Genomic DNA, 15,601 nt, shown 5'->3' with positions numbered 1-15,601 from the left:
GCTTTTTTCTTCTTATTAATCAATACCATTACAGCGGACGGCGGACAAAACCGATAGCGTCATACACCTTATCCAGTGTTACCTGTGCGCGGGCAGAGGCTTTCTCTGCACCCTCTTTCATCACACTGTTCAGTAACACATCATCATTACGGATGTCGTGATAACGGGTCTGTAGCGTCGTCAGCATACCGGAAACGGCATCTGCCACCGCACCTTTCAGGTGACCGTACATCTGTCCTTCAAATTCCGCTTCCAGTGCAGCAACCGGTTTGCCGGTAACACCGGAGAGAATATCCAGCAGGTTTGATACACCCGGTTTGTTGGCTGAATCATAAATCACACGAGGCGGCTCTTCGGAGTCAGTCATAGCGCGTTTGATTTTTTTCGCTGCCGCTTTCGGGTCTTCCAGCAGGGCGATCAGGTTGTTGCGGTTATCATCGGATTTCGACATTTTTTTCGTCGGATCCTGCAACGCCATCACACGGGAACCACCGGATGAAATAAACGGATCAGGGACAACAAACACATCGCCGTAAATAGCATTAAAACGCTGCGCGATATCACGACTCAGTTCCAGATGCTGTTTCTGGTCGATCCCGACCGGCACCTGGTTTGTCTGATACAGCAGAATATCGGCCGCCATCAGAACAGGATAGTCAAACAGCCCGGCGTTGATATTCTCTGCATGACGGGCAGATTTATCTTTAAACTGCGTCATACGGCTGAGTTCGCCGAAATAGGTATAGCAGTTCAGTGCCCAGCCTAATTGAGCATGCTGCGGGACATGTGACTGAACAAACAGGGTATTTTTTTCCGGTTCCAGACCACAGGCCATGTACAGGGATAAGGTGTCCAGCGTGCGTTTGCGCAGCTCAGCCGGATCCTGACGCACCGTGATCGCGTGCTGGTCAACGATACAGTAAATGCAGTCGTAATCATCCTGCATTTTAACCCACTGGCGCAGCGCACCCATGTAGTTACCGATAGTCAGCTCGCCGGAAGGCTGTGCGCCACTGAAAACAACGGGTTTGTGATTTTTTGTAGCAGCGGATCCGCTCATGATTATCCTTCCTGATGAGTTAACGGAGACAGTCCGAGTGCCGGCAGCAAGCCCGCAAAGTCAGACAATACACAGTCCGGATGACTGTCAGCAATAGGGATGCCGTAGTTATAGCCGTAGGTCAGACCCACGCTCGGGCACTCTGCCGCCTGAGCCGCCAGAATGTCATTACGGGAATCCCCGACAAATAACATCTCTTCCCTGCGCAGCCCGAACTCACCGAGTGTCAGATAAAGCGGTGATGGATGCGGTTTTTTATTTTTCACATCATCGCCGCCCAGTACAACGGAGAAAAAGTCAGTAATGCCTAATTCAGCCAGCAGTGGTGCAATAAACGGAGTCGGTTTATTGGTGACAATCGCCAGATCCATTCCCGCATCAGCCAGCGCCTGCAATGTTGGTTTCACATTTGCAAACAGCGGGCTGCCGGTTTTAACGGCTTCGGCATAAAATTCATCAAATAACTGACGACATTTTGCGTGCAGTGCGGCATCCGGTGCGGATCCTGTTGCCCACGTAAGCGCGCGCTCTAATAAAATATCAACGCCATTACCAATCCAGACGGTGACATTTTCTTTGCCGGCCTGCGGATAACCCAGTTCATTCAGTGCGCTGTCTGTTGCATCAGCCAGGCCGTGAATACTGTCAACCAATGTGCCGTCGAGATCAAATGCAACGGCTTTAATTCCTGTAAATTGCGGTACTGCTGTCTTATCTGTCATGCTGAAACCTTTGTTAATTCTTTACGCATATCATCAATAACGGTTTTGTAATCCGGCTGACCAAAAATCGCCGATCCTGCCACAAACATATCGGCACCGGCTTGTGCGATTGCGGCAATATTATGAGTGTTCACGCCGCCATCCACTTCCAGACGGATATCGCGCCCGCTGGCATCAATGCGGCGGCGGACTTCGGCGACTTTATTCAGTGTTTCCGGGATAAATGACTGACCGCCAAAGCCCGGGTTTACTGACATCAGCAGGATCATATCCAGTTTATCAATGACATAATCGAGGTAACTGAGCGGTGTCGCCGGGTTAAAAACTAATCCCGGTTTACAGCCGCATTCGCGGATAAGCTGAATAGTGCGATCAACATGCTCGCTCGCTTCCGCGTGAAATGAAATGTAGGTTGCGCCTGCTTTGGCAAAATCCGGCACAATGCGATCAACGGGTTTCACCATCAGATGTACGTCAATCGGGGCAGTAATACCATAGTCACGCAGAGCCTTACACACCATCGGACCGATGGTCAGGTTCGGGACATAATGGTTATCCATAACATCAAAGTGAACCACATCGCCGCCCGCAGCGAGTACTTTTGCGGTGTCTTCCCCCAGGCGGGCAAAGTCAGCAGATAAAATGGACGGAGCAATCAAAAACTCTTTCATTCCTGTTTCCTCTTAATAAGACGCCGCCGGGTTCAACGGCTCACTGTCCGCGAAAGAGCGCCAGTAATTCATTCACTTTTTCGCGATTGAGTGTATTGCGGCTGATAGTGCGCCGCACCTTGACGATATGCAGTTGTGCCTGATGATACCACTCCCGGGTCAGGGGGGTATCGTGATTTGAAATCAATACCGGAATGTTGCGATCAGATGAGAGCATTTCTGCCAGCTGCGCCAGGTTTACCTGCTCCGGGAATCCGAATCCGCTGCTGTGATAAGCAGTAAAATTAGCGGTCAGTGATAATGGCGCATAAGGCGGATCACAATATACCGTGTCGCCGGGACGGGACTCTTGCATACTGGTCACATAGGACTGGCACACAAACGTCGCTTTCAGGGATTTTTCCGCAAACCACAGTAATTCCGCTTCCGGGAAATACGGCTTGCGATAGCGCCCGAAGGCACATTAAAACGCCCTTTTAAATTATACCGGCACAATCCGTTATAACAATGGCGGTTCAGATACAGAAACAGGACACTGCGCTCGAAAGGGTCCGTGCTCAGATTAAACCGTTCCCGCATGGCGTAATACTGAATTTCATCATTAAATTCTGGTGTGAACAGCTTGCGGGACTCATCGATAAATTCCTGAGTCCGCAATTTCACCATATTATACAGATGGATAAGGTCACTGTTGATATCCGCCAGTATATAGTGCGGATAATCCGTATTCAGAAAAACAGATCCCGCGCCGACAAAAGGCTCTATCAGGCAATTTCCTTCCGGCAGATGCCGCTTTATCTCATCTGCCAGAGGATATTTTCCGCCAGCCCATTTTAAAAATGCGCGTTGTTTTTTCATGCTGCCTGTAATCATTGCTCAAAAAAGGCCAGAGCCGCCGATCCTGCTCTGTTTCAGACAGTCAATCAGCACCTGACGGAATGCGTGTTTATTTTTTCATGTCCTGATGCACATCCTGCATCTTTCTGACCCACGGTTTTTTCCCCTGAATTTCAGCAGGCAGACGCTCAACTTCCCGTTTTGCATCCCCGACTGTCGGGAAGTTACCGTAAACCAGGACAAACCACGACTTTCCGTTACGTGACGTTTCATATACCTGATAATTCGACAAACTGTGCTTTTGTGCAAACGCTTTCAGTGTATCCGCACGGCTCGCACCACTCAGTTGCAGGGTGTAACCACCGGCAGCCGCTTTCGCAATCGCCGGACTGTTTTTTGCCGGTGCTGCGGTAACAGGCTTGGTTGCTTCACGCGGTTTAACCGGCTGAGCGGTCGTTGTTTTCACCGGCTGCGGTTTCACCTGAACCGGTTTTTTCGGTTCTGCCGGTACAGATGGCTGAGTATTGGTTACCGGCGGCAGATTATTCATGTTCTGCTGCGCAACATTATTAATGCCGCTCTGCGTGCTGCCCTGATTCAGTGCATCATTAATATCACCCGGGATATCCACCCGCTGACCGGTGCCGGTCGTCTGTGACGGCTGAGCCTGAGTCGGCAGATTATTGATAGCGGGTAAATTTACCCCGTTCTGCCCGGCTTGTGTCGTGACCGGCTGAGACGGCTGTAACGTTGTTGCTCCGCCATCATTAGTATTGCTGTCGCTGTTATTGTAGCTGCCCAGGTTTATCTGGCGCTCACCGCTCTGCGGCTGTTGCGGTGTTTCCGGTTCTGACGGTGATTTTAATGCAGAACTGATCGCAATAATCAGCAGAACCAATACCACAACCGCCACACCAATCATCATCTGCTGGCGGGATACGGCAAACTTAGGACGGGACTGCTGCGGGCGCGGACGAGTAGTGCGGCGCTCCGGGCGATCGGGTCTGTCTGAAGCATCCGGACGGATTACTTCGTCATCCGGCTCGCTGAAAATTTGTGGTTCTTGCTTTTCGGGTTTAAAGCCGTCCATTTTGCCCTCCCATCAGAGCAGAAACTTGTCTTTAGATATAACAGAAGAGAACTGACCCGCACTAAGTACGTCACAATGGTGCGTCATAATGCGTAGTGTAACCATTTTCCGGACACTCAGCGAGACAGATATAAAAAAACATTCTGCCGGGCTGACCCGCGTTACACTGACTGAATAGCCGTCAGCACGGTTTCATGCGTAATATCCGCACGAACAACCGACTGTCCGAGCGAGGTCGGAATAATCAGGTGCAATTTACCGCCCTGCACTTTTTTATCCCGCATCATGTGCGGAAGATACATATCCGCCGTCATGGATTCAGGTCCGCGAACCGGTAATCCGGTGCGTTGCAGCAGTGCGATAATCCGGGATGTTTCCTGCGGGCGCAATACACCCAGTAATTCAGCTGTGCGGGCAGCCATCACCATCCCCGCAGCAACGGCTTCACCATGTAACCAGACACCGTAGCCCATTTCAGCTTCAATCGCATGTCCGTAGGTGTGTCCCAGATTCAGCAAAGCACGCAGCCCGCTGGTCTCTTTTTCATCTGCCGCCACAACCTCTGCTTTCAGCTCGCAGCAGCGGCGGATACAATATGCCATCGCCTGCGGCTCAAGTGCCAGCAGACGGTCGATATTCTCTTCCAGCCAGACAAAGAACCCGTTATCCAGAATAATGCCGTATTTGATAACTTCTGCCAGTCCGGAGGCCAGCTCACGGCGCGGCAGCGTCTTCAGGCAGTCAAGATCAACCACCACTTTCGCCGGCTGCCAGAATGCGCCGATCATATTTTTACCCAGCGGATGATTTACGCCGGTTTTACCCCCGACAGAGGAATCCACCTGGGATAATAATGTCGTTGGTACCTGAATAAAGCGGACACCGCGCTGATAACTTGCAGCCGCAAACCCGGTCAGATCACCAATTACCCCGCCGCCCAGCGCAATCAGCGTGGTATCACGCCCGTGATTGTGCTCAAGCAATGCGGTAAAAATCAGATCAAGGGTTGTCAGGGATTTATACTGTTCGCCATCCGGCAGGATCACCGAATCCACCTGAATGCCTTCGCGCTGAAGATTTTCGGTGAGAGTCGTGAGATACAGCGGGGCAAGGGTGGTGTTTGTGACAATCATTGCACGCTGACCGGAAGTCAGCGGCGCAAAGGTGCCGGGAAGGGAAAAGAGACCGGGAGCAATCGAAACTGAATAAGCACGCTCACCTAATGTCACAGTCACATTTTCCATGGCACCTCCGCATGTTGCCGGTAATGTAAAATCAGCTGTTGGTTTCTAACAGCTCAATGATTTGATTTGCAACCACTTTTGCACTCTGATCATCGGTATGGATAGTGATATCCGCGATCTCTTCATACAACGGATTGCGCTCTTCTGCCAGTTTAACCAGAACTTCCCGGACCGGCTCATCAACCTGTAACAACGGGCGTTTTTTATCACGCTGTGTACGGGCCAGTTGTTTTTCAATATTGGTCTCAAGGTAGACAACCACACCCCGCGCTGAAAGGCGGTTGCGGGTTTCCCGTGACTTGACGGAACCTCCGCCGGTAGCCAGTACGATACCTTGTTTTTCAGTCAGTTCATTGATGATTTTTTCTTCACGCAGGCGAAAACCTTCTTCACCTTCGACATCAAATACCCAGCCCACATCAGCACCGGTGCGATGTTCAATTTCCTGGTCGGAATCAAAAAATTCCATATTTAATTGCTGAGCCAGCTGACGACCAATAGTACTTTTGCCGGCACCCATCGGGCCGACAAGAAAGATATTGCGTTTCTCTGCCATGTTTTTGGTATAACTAAGAATATTCGTTAATGATAACCCGCCCCGCTCACCCGATCAGCGGCGGAACCTCAAATGAAACCTCATGAGTGAATATGTGAGAGTAGCCTGAAACTATCTCAGCATATTCTGCCTGACTGCAACCATACCCTTATCCATTCAAACTACAGGTTCGTTGGCGGTACTCAACCAGCCGGGTCACATACTGATGTATGCTCCCCATCTGTTTTCCTTTGCCGCCTGCCTGAATCTTGAATGGCGTTGGGTATATACCCGAGTATAAAACGAGAAAAGAACCTCAGGTACTGCTGTGTGATGCCTGTTGCAATCCGGCCTCTGAACATCTGCACATACTATCATAACGCCTGTAAAAAACCGCGCCTTATATTTCTGTGGATCCTTCTGATAACGGGAGCCGCGCAGAGATATAAGGCGTAGTCTGATAAATTAGGGCGTTATCCGTCAACGGATTAACAGCATGTTTTGATGCGGCAAGGATTTCATACCTACTAAATTAGGTAACTCTTGTATGCTAAATCGTTGCAGTCGTCAAATGTATAACACCGCAAAATCAATAAAAAAAATGCTTTATCCTGCGTATAATTCCCGTAAATTATCATATAACAGACTGATATTTTTGCAGTTACTAAATATCAATCAGTTGTGGTGTAATGAAAATCACCAATTCACGGCGGCTGAGTTTATCGTATTGGTGAGTAAAAAGCTTTCCCATCAGTGGGATTGCGGACAAATACGGCACTCCGGTGACTTGTTTTCCCCTGTCCTGCTGGAAAATACCGCCGAGGATCAATGTCTCGCCGTTACGTACAACCACTTGCGTTGTAATTTCCTGTTTATCGATAGCATATTGCTCACTGCCGTTCTGTACCAGTGCAACCCCGGGCGCATTGCGGCTGATATGCAGCGTCAGCCGGACTTTATTTTCCCGTAAAATTTGCGGCGTAACTTCCATTCCCAGTACCGCTTCACGGAACTGAACCTGTGATCCGGACTCATGGCTCTGTGTGGTATACGGAATTTCCGAGCCCTGTTTAATGCTGGCCGGGTGTTCATGCGCCGTGGTCAGCCGCGGGCTGGCAACGATATCCAGTTGCTGCTCCTGCTCCAGCGCGGTGAGCTCCATCTCCAGTAAATGTCCGCTGATGCGGGCAATATTAAAGGTAAAGGTGTTATTGCCCCGCGCCTGATGCAATTGCAGCCGGTTTCCTTTATCAGGCGACGGCAGCACCGTTCCCCATTGCAGTCCCAGTTCATGCAGCGCCTCGCGGGAGCCGGACACAATGTGCGCGGTTATCTGTACCTGCTGCTGTGGCTTGTCCATCAGTGTCAGCCAGGCTTCTGTGCGGGTCAGGACCTGCGCACCCGCATCTATAAAGAGGGAATTAGTCAGCGGATCCGCCTGTAATACATCTCCCTCACTGAACAGCGCGCCATGATGATGGCGGAGCGTTTCCAGAACCGAAGACGCATCGGCGTGCTGCAAGGTAAATGTGCGGCTCTGCCTGCTGTCCGCGGTATCAGCCGCCGGTGCGGATAAAACCGGCGGGATCATCACCGCAGCCTGTTGTGTACTGATTTCCGCCGGCAGAAAGAGATCTCTAGGGTGCATTTCACTGTGTGCCGCCACCCCTGTCAGAACATAACTCCCTATAATCAGCCCGGCTGACCATCCCTGTCTTTTAGTTGTCATGCTCTTCCTTATTAATGTCCGGTAAATCAGTCTCAGATGCTGACGGGCTCTCCGCTTCCGGTAATGCCAGGTGCAGGGTCATCTGTAACAGCACAGGAGATGTCTGAGGGCCGGTAGTGACCGGATGTAGTGAGAGCCGGGTGATGTTCAGCTCTGTCAGTTGCGCGGTCAGCGTATCCAGTAAACCGGCGAGTTCCGGGTAATATGCCTCAAAGGTCAGTATCCAGCGCGACGGGGTATCCTGTGGCTCCTGCTGCCAGCCCGCCAGCACCGGCAGAGCTGTTTCCGGCAGCAGAGCCAGTAACGCCGGAGCCGCAGGGCGGGATGGATATTCAATCTCCGGGAGAAATGTTTCTGCCTGCCGGGTGAGTATCTGCAACGTCTGCTGCCGCACGTTTATGTCACTGAATGCCGGGAGCAGATAAAAATACCAGAAGGTGCAACCCACCGGCAGACAGACCATCACCGCAATTCCCCATTGCATGATGCGATACTGTAAACAACGCCATAATGCATCCATGTTCATGGAGCCGCCTCTGCATGCCTGTCACCGGCATCTGTCACCAGCGTGAATTGCCGGACCCGTGATACTTTATGATGATGCAGACGGATCAGCCGGAGCGCAGGCAACCCCGGCGGAGCCTGGTGCAATAAAGGATGAGTTGCCGCAATCATCTGATAGCGGTTTACCGCCAGAACATGGCGTACCGTATTTTCTGTTTCCTGCTTCTGCTGTTCTGCCTGATAGCGCACCAGCCAGGCATCTGCCGGAAATTGCTGCTGAAGAAAATGAAGCAGTTCACGATACCGGCGGTTTTCCCGCCCTGTGCGCGCCAGGCGGCGCTGTGTATCTTCCGTCTGCTGCTGTGCGGCGATATCCTGCGCCAGCGTAATCAACCGGGGCTTCCAGCGGGTTTCACGCGCTGCTTCTGCCATTTCCGTCACACCAAGCAGCTCTTCATTCAGCCCTGCTTGCAGGCGAAACATCATCAAACCCGAGAATATAATGCCGCCTGTAAAAATAAGCCGGATAACTATTCCGCGACAGATTTTCCGGTGCAACCGGACACGCCATGCGGTCAGATTGACATGATATCCGCTCATAGCCTGTCTTCCCCGCGCAATACCATTCCGGCAGCCGCCGCATAACCCGCAGGCACTGTATCCGGTTTTGTCACGCTATATTGCTCACACTCATGCTGCCAGGCGACCGGTAATAGCGCGGTATCATGCAGACAACACAGAGACGCCTGCGCGTTATCAAACCCCTGTAATGTCAGTGCGTCTGATAATGAGGGCAAATCCGGCTCTGCCTGGCCGCTGAGTGCCGGATGCGACGTTCCCGCCTGCCAGCAGACAAAATTTCCCTGACTGAACAGCAGCCAGTCCTGTGCAGGAACGCCCCGGGCATGTGCAAAACAGCGCATTGCACAAGGGATGAGATCAAGCACGGTCAATCGCGCACTCATTTTTGCCGCCAGCGTTTCCCACACCTCACGGACAGAACGATGTACCGTGGTCAGCACAATTTCCCCCGGCAGAATACAGTAGTCATATATCAGATCCTGACAACGCCCCGGAAAAGTGCGTGCCAGGTAGGTGTCGATCAGAGGAACAACAGATGCCTGCACCATCCGGTTTTCCGGCAGACGGATACGTTGTTGCAGATACAGCGGGGCGGGCAGTGCCACGCGTAACTGTAAACGCCCGCGAAAATGACGGCGCCAGCGGGTCAGTGCCGCCGACACGGCCGCAGGATCCTGAACCCGGCCATCTGCCAGTTCTCCGTCAGGAAAATGCAGTGTGGTAAAGTCATCAAAAGAGCAGTGATGGCGGTCTTTATAGCCGGGAGCGATCATTATCGCGCCATCCTGAAGGGAGATCCCTGCCACCCGCGAAGTTATCCACATTAATAATTCCTTTTATTATTGGTGTGCGAAATAGTTATTTCTTCTTTATTTTCCGCCAGTTATAAAATACGTATTCAAGAAAGGCATGAACCTTTATACTACAGGGTCGCTGTTTATTAACTGTCCACCACACGGCTAACGGAATCTTTCAGGTGAAGTTCTTAAAGTATTTATTGATCTTTGTTGTCTGTTGCATTTTTCTTGGAGCAGCTTCGATATATGGCATGTACAAATATGTCGAGCCGGACTTGCCCGATGTGGCAACGCTGAAAGATGTCAAATTACAGACACCTATGCAGGTCTACAGCGCCGATGGCGAATTGATCGCACAGTTCGGCGAAAAACGCCGTATTCCGCTGACTCTCAGCCAGATCCCGCCATTGATGAAAAAAGCGTTCATCGCGACAGAGGACAGTCGTTTTTATGAGCACCATGGTGTCGATCCTATCGGGATTTTCCGTGCTGCCTCTGTTGCAATGACGTCAGGCCGGGCATCCCAGGGTGCCAGTACCATCACTCAGCAGCTTGCCCGTAACTTCTTCCTCAGTCCGGAAAAAACGGTCATCCGTAAAGTAAAAGAAGCCTTTCTGGCTATCCGTATTGAGCAACTGCTCTCCAAGGATGAAATTCTTGAGCTTTATCTGAACAAAATTTACCTCGGCCAGCGTGCCTATGGTGTCGGCGCTGCCGCTTATGTCTATTTCGGCAAAACGCCTGACCAGCTGACACTGAGTGAAACCGCTGTTATTGCCGGACTGCCGAAAGCGCCGTCCACATTTAACCCGCTATACTCAAAATCCCGCGCGCTGGCACGCCGCAATGTTGTACTGACCCGGATGCTGGAAGAAAATTACATCACCCGTGCACAGTATGATGAAGCCCGCCTGGAGCCGATTAACGCGAGCTACCATGCCCCGGAGATTGATTTCTCCGCGCCGTACCTGGCTGAAATGGCACGCATGTCGATGCTCGAAAAGTATGGTGAAAATGCCTATACCGACGGTTATAAGGTCTACACCACCGTAAAACGCAAAGATCAGCTCAGTGCCGAAACAGCCGTACATAATGGCATCATTGATTATGATATCCGCCACGGATACCGGGGTGCGCAGCAGGTGTTATGGCAGCAGAACGCCACGCCGTGGGATACAGAACAAATCCTGAGTAAACTGAAATCATTACCGGTCTACGGTCCGCTGCATCCGGCGGTTGTTCTCAGTGCAGATGCCTCCCGCGCACAGGTGATGCTCAAAGACGGCAGCACGATCGATTTAACCATGGACGGCATGCGCTGGGCGCGGAAATTTATTTCTGACCGCGCTATGGGTCCTGCACCCCGTGCGGTTAACGGTGTGATCCACACCGGCGAACAAATTTGGGTGCGCCAGAGCAAAGATCGCTGGGTACTGTCACAGTTACCGGATGTTAACTCTGCCTTTGTTGCACTGAATCCGGGCGATGGTGCAATTATCGCGCTGGTCGGCGGATTTGATTTTGAACTGAGCAAATTTAACCGGGTGACCCAATCACTGCGCCAGGTCGGATCCAGCATCAAACCATTGCTGTATACCGCAGCGCTGGATAAAGGTCTGACTCTTTCCTCTCTGCTCAATGACCTGCCGATTGTCCGTGCAGATGGTTCAGGCACAGACTGGCGTCCTAAAAACTCCCCGCCGCGTTATGACGGCCCTATCCGTCTGCGTCAGGGACTCGGTCAATCCAAAAACGTGGTTATGGTGCGCGCAATGCGGGCAATGGGTGTGAACTATGCAGCGGACTACCTGCTGCGCTTTGGTTTCCCGGACAGCAACATTGTCAGAACGGAATCCATGGCTCTCGGTTCTTCATCCTTTACCCCGATGCAAATGGTGCGCGGCTATGCGGTGATGACAAACGGCGGATACCTTATTGATCCGTACTTTATCAGCCGTATTGATGATATGGACGGCAAAACGCTGTTTACCGCAAAACCCCGGATTGCCTGCCCGCAATGCACCAATATTCCGGTTATCTACGGTGAAGGTGCCCATGATTTGAGCACCCGGCTGAACAGTGATGCTCTGGAAACGGATGTGGCCAAATCGGACAATCAGCCGCAGGAAAATGACCAACCCGCAGCCCCGGAAACAGACCTGGAAAAAGCACCGCAGGCAGGTAATAACTCTCCGTATGCTCCGCACGTCGTCAGTACCGATGTGGCATTTCTTATCAAAGACGCTATGAATTCAAATATTTATGGCGAACCGGGCTGGAGTGGTACAGGCTGGCGGGCGATGAGAGATATCAAACGCCGCGACCTCGGCGGGAAAACCGGTACAACCAACAGCTCAAAAGACGCCTGGTTTGTCGGATACGGCCCTGACATTGTCGCAGCGGTCTGGATTGGTTTTGATGAAAATATCCGTGACCTGGGTCGTGGTGAAGCGGGAGCAAAAAGTGCTCAGCCCATCTGGAATGACTTTATGAAAGTTGCACTGGAAGGCGTACCGGAGCGTAAAGATCCGCCACCGCCGGGTATTATCTCTGTACAGATTGACCGCAGCACCGGGAAACTGGCCTCCGGTGGTAATTCACGTTCAGAGTATTTTATCAAAGGCACGGAGCCGACCGATTACGGTGTCTCTGAAGTGGGTACAACCATTATTCACCAGGATGGTGCGGCAGAAGAACTTTTCTGATCCGACACTTTTTTATCCGACACTTATGTGTAATCGCAAAGGGCTGCCATCCGGCAGCCCTTTGTTTTTTCAATCGACCGCACTTAACACAAATTGATACCTTTCTTTAATGATTGGCGTTTATTTATTTGTGTTAAAAATAGGTAATTCCCCACTCTGCGACATCTGCGACAAATAATGTTGCGCCAGGAACAGAGCGGTAATATTGCGGGCCTCGTTAAAATCAGGATGTGTCAGCAGATCCATCATATCACTGACCGGCCAGCGCACCTGAATCAGCGGCTCAGGTTCATCGCCCTCCAGTTTTTCGGGATACAGACCGGTGGCTATCAAAATGTTCATCCGCCCTGAAAAATAAGACGGTGACATAGTGACTTTACGCAAAGGAGTCAGTATCTGTGCACCAAAACCGATTTCTTCTTTCAGTTCCCGGTTAGCGGCAGTCAGCATGTCTTCACCGGGATCGATTGCACCTTTAGGAAAGCCCAGCTCGTATTTTTCAATACCGGCGGCATATTCCTGAATTAAAATAAGTTCGTTGCCGATAACCGGAACGATTAAAACAGATTCGCGGTTAGCCGGGCGCATTCGTTCATAGACGCGCTCCGCGCCGTTACTGAATTCCAGTGCAACAGACTGAATGCTGAACAAACGGGATTGGGCAATATTGTCTGTACGGATAATTTTTGGTTTTTGTAATGCTGTCATGTATGCCCCGGTGCGTTTTGTAAAAACGCGGATTAATATATCGCGCTGTGAATAAGTATATACTCCGGATAAACACATCGCACCGCTCCATATTACCTGTTCCTGAAACAAAGAAAAGTACCACCGATCATGAACAAATTACGATAACCTACTGAATAATTTGCAGGAAACAGAAAAACAGTCCGTTATAACAGGCTGTTATTTAAAATGATTTTTTGCATAATAAGAAAAGGCTGATTTTTCAGCGATGTTATTCACTGTTATGCTACACAGGCAATTACCAATGGGGAAAAAATGAATATCACCGTCATTATAGCCGCTGGTCTGGTGATCAGTTGTCTTATAATGGCTTCCGTTGTCAGTCGCAGACGGAAGCGGCACAGGGCCGGTCATGTGTTACCTTCGCTTGCAAGTCCGACACACCACCAGCTTGGCCCGGAAGAAATTCAGGCTATTGAATATCACCTGACCCATGCAGCCCGGCATGCGGTCAGTCATGAGCAACATTTTGTATTACCGGCTATCCCCGGAAAAAGTGATCACGTTTATCGTCTCTGTAACAGTATCACCCGTTTTGCAGTCCCGGGAAAAAATAAACAGAAATGGCATTATTATATTGAAGGCAATGAAGTTTACCTTCCGCTTGTTCTGGAAAGATATATTCAGAACAAAAATGTTATTGATGTCGTTTTTACCGGTCAGTTACCAATGATAACAGGGCTGAATGGTCATGACTTACGTGAATTTACTGATGATTATCCGCTGGCAACACCTATGACAAAAAATAATGATGTACCGGTACAAGCCGCAATACTGAAAAACAGCAGTGCTGATATTGAGTTTCTCGGTACCCGCAGGGAAAGTCCGCAGGAATATCATCTGCAACACACACACGGATTTGTCAGCAGCGCACTGATTATCTGCGGCGTGCTGACAGCGATCACCTCCGTATTTATGCCGCCGTTTCTGTTTTACTGGATGCTTATACTCGGCAGCAGCCTGTTGCTGTCAGGTTTGGTACTGACGCTGATCCGGATGCCAATCCGCCGCAAACTCAGAGATATTCAGTGCTATCGTGGTGCACCCAAGCGCTGGGGACTGTTCGGTGATTTTGACCACAGCCAGAAACACAGCATCTCTCTCGGTGGTATCGATCTTATCTATCCGCCGCACTGGGATGCCTGGCTGCACCATGATCTGGGCTCCGTTGTGCAGATTGAAATGTATGAAGATCAGCAGGTGGTGCGCCAGGGTAAGTACCTGTCCTTACAGGAAGAAGCTATCCGCTTCCCATATCACCGCTACAGTAAAAACCTGCTGATTGCCCTGACCAGTGCGGTCGCTCTTCTGGTGCTTGCGGTTAATCAGCCCGTCAATTTACCCGTTAAACTGGCACTGAACTGGCTTACCGGCACAGAAACAAAAGTATCGACAAATTTTAATGAGCTGCAAAATATGCCGCTCTATGTCGGTGATTTTCTTGAAGCAAAAGGCGTGGGTATGTGTTACATGCCACCAAACCTTTCTCCACAGGATAAACCCTATTTTCTGCCGTTTGACTGCTCCGGTATTTACTGGAATAACACCTCTCCGCTCCCGGTACCAGAATCAGAGCAGGTTGAACGGGCAGCGGCGCTGCTGACTGCACTCAACAGTCAGTTGCACCCGGATACCGGCTCCCGCAAAGTCAATGACAGCCTGCGGGATATGATAACCAAGTCAGGAATGAGCCTGCTGGATAATTTTTCCTCACTGGTTTTAAAAACACAGGCACTGTGTGAATTTGAAAACAGCGACTGCATACGCCTGAAAAATGCGCTGGTTAACCTGGGTAATTCACCGAACTGGGAAAATTTATTAGCCCGCGCAGAGGCCGGTAAACTGGAACAATCAAATGTTTTATTACGTCCAGCCAGTGCAGAGGCCTTGGAAAAGCTGGTTATCGTCACCACATCTACAGCAATCAGTAAAGAAGTTGAAAATGCCGCCATGCGGCTGAACAGCCCGCCGCCGGGAGGTGTCCTGCTGATCAGCGATGAAGGTAAGTCACTGGTGGAAAATGCACCGGTCAATGAACGGACGGGCGATATCACACCGCTTGAACATTGGCGGGCTCTGCAACGGCTCTCAGATATGCTGCTGCATACCCCATTTGAGGTTCAGGGGATTGTCACCGGTGTGTCTGTCGATGCGAACGGCACCCGCCATATCCTGCTGCATTATCAGCCGGATAATGTGATGCTCGCACGGTTTCTCGCCAGTTGCAGTTTACTGGTGATATTAACTCTGCTGACCATTATTAATGGTGTATATGTTATTGTCCGCTTTCATCAGCGCCGCCGCCGGATGACGAACATCCGCAACTATTACGACAGCTGCTTCCGCCACGATTTTCCGACTGAAGCGCAGTCGTAACA

At 50.7% G+C, this 15,601-nt stretch carries 13 protein-coding genes and 1 pseudogene; 2 read left to right on the top strand and 12 right to left on the bottom strand.

Annotation, left to right across the window (positions count from 1 at the left end; all coding sequences use genetic code 11):
• Window positions 1–28 precede the first annotated feature (28 nt).
• From trpS to AYY17_RS17200, 11 genes and pseudogenes are all read right to left on the bottom strand, one after another.
• A complete protein-coding gene (trpS, locus tag AYY17_RS17250) occupies window positions 29–1,060 on the bottom strand; it encodes a tryptophan--tRNA ligase (protein ID WP_067425783.1) in 1,032 nt (343 codons plus the stop codon).
• Between the two features lie 2 nt (window positions 1,061–1,062).
• Window positions 1,063–1,782, bottom strand: a complete 720-nt coding sequence (locus AYY17_RS17245; protein WP_067425780.1) for a phosphoglycolate phosphatase — start codon at window positions 1,780–1,782, stop codon at window positions 1,063–1,065.
• Window positions 1,779–2,453 (bottom strand): ribulose-phosphate 3-epimerase, encoded by a 675-nt coding sequence (rpe, locus tag AYY17_RS17240; RefSeq protein WP_067405901.1) that lies wholly within the window; start codon window positions 2,451–2,453, stop codon window positions 1,779–1,781. Before rpe ends, AYY17_RS17245 begins: the two co-directional genes overlap by 4 nt.
• Window positions 2,454–2,493: 40 nt before the next feature.
• Window positions 2,494–3,311: pseudogene (gene dam / locus AYY17_RS17235) on the bottom strand (adenine-specific DNA-methyltransferase).
• 88 nt (window positions 3,312–3,399) lie between these two features.
• Window positions 3,400–4,380, bottom strand: a complete 981-nt coding sequence (locus tag AYY17_RS17230; protein ID WP_067425778.1) for an SPOR domain-containing protein — start codon at window positions 4,378–4,380, stop codon at window positions 3,400–3,402.
• Window positions 4,381–4,541: 161 nt separating this feature from the next.
• A complete protein-coding gene (gene aroB / locus AYY17_RS17225; RefSeq protein ID WP_067425775.1) occupies window positions 4,542–5,624 on the bottom strand; it encodes a 3-dehydroquinate synthase in 1,083 nt (360 codons plus the stop codon).
• Window positions 5,625–5,655: 31 nt separating this feature from the next.
• The gene (gene aroK / locus AYY17_RS17220; RefSeq protein WP_067368481.1) at window positions 5,656–6,180 is read right to left on the bottom strand and encodes a shikimate kinase AroK; all 525 of its coding nucleotides are present in this window, start codon (window positions 6,178–6,180) and stop codon (window positions 5,656–5,658) included.
• Window positions 6,181–6,823: 643 nt separating this feature from the next.
• A complete protein-coding gene (locus AYY17_RS17215) occupies window positions 6,824–7,888 on the bottom strand; it encodes a secretin N-terminal domain-containing protein (protein WP_235845418.1) in 1,065 nt (354 codons plus the stop codon).
• Window positions 7,878–8,414 carry a hypothetical protein gene (locus AYY17_RS17210; protein WP_067425772.1) on the bottom strand — a complete coding sequence of 179 codons (537 nt, stop codon included), beginning with the start codon at window positions 8,412–8,414 and terminating at the stop codon, window positions 7,878–7,880. The genes AYY17_RS17215 and AYY17_RS17210 overlap by 11 nt, the downstream gene beginning before the upstream one ends.
• A complete protein-coding gene (locus tag AYY17_RS17205; protein WP_067425769.1) occupies window positions 8,411–8,992 on the bottom strand; it encodes a hypothetical protein in 582 nt (193 codons plus the stop codon). The genes AYY17_RS17210 and AYY17_RS17205 overlap by 4 nt, the downstream gene beginning before the upstream one ends.
• Window positions 8,989–9,798 carry a hypothetical protein gene (locus tag AYY17_RS17200; protein ID WP_156656738.1) on the bottom strand — a complete coding sequence of 270 codons (810 nt, stop codon included), beginning with the start codon at window positions 9,796–9,798 and terminating at the stop codon, window positions 8,989–8,991. The genes AYY17_RS17205 and AYY17_RS17200 overlap by 4 nt, the downstream gene beginning before the upstream one ends.
• Window positions 9,799–9,950: 152 nt before the next feature.
• Here AYY17_RS17200 and mrcA point away from each other — a divergent pair, with 152 nt between their 5' ends.
• Window positions 9,951–12,476 carry a peptidoglycan glycosyltransferase/peptidoglycan DD-transpeptidase MrcA gene (gene mrcA, locus AYY17_RS17195; protein ID WP_067425763.1) on the top strand — a complete coding sequence of 842 codons (2,526 nt, stop codon included), beginning with the start codon at window positions 9,951–9,953 and terminating at the stop codon, window positions 12,474–12,476.
• Between the two features lie 120 nt (window positions 12,477–12,596).
• Here mrcA and nudE read toward each other — a convergent pair whose 3' ends face one another.
• Window positions 12,597–13,184, bottom strand: coding sequence for an ADP compounds hydrolase NudE (gene nudE, locus AYY17_RS17190; protein ID WP_067426081.1), 588 nt, complete (start codon window positions 13,182–13,184; stop codon window positions 12,597–12,599).
• A gap of 294 nt (window positions 13,185–13,478) precedes the next feature.
• On the opposite strand from nudE, the gene AYY17_RS17185 reads away from it, so the two are divergent.
• The gene (locus tag AYY17_RS17185) at window positions 13,479–15,599 is read left to right on the top strand and encodes an IgaA/UmoB family intracellular growth attenuator (protein WP_067425760.1); all 2,121 of its coding nucleotides are present in this window, start codon (window positions 13,479–13,481) and stop codon (window positions 15,597–15,599) included.
• Window positions 15,600–15,601 lie beyond the last annotated feature (2 nt).

This window comes from Morganella psychrotolerans (assembly GCF_001676055.1).
Lineage (GTDB): Bacteria > Pseudomonadota > Gammaproteobacteria > Enterobacterales > Enterobacteriaceae > Morganella > Morganella psychrotolerans_B.
Note: the sequence above shows the minus strand (reverse complement) of the source record. Positions and strands in the feature narration are given on the sequence as shown.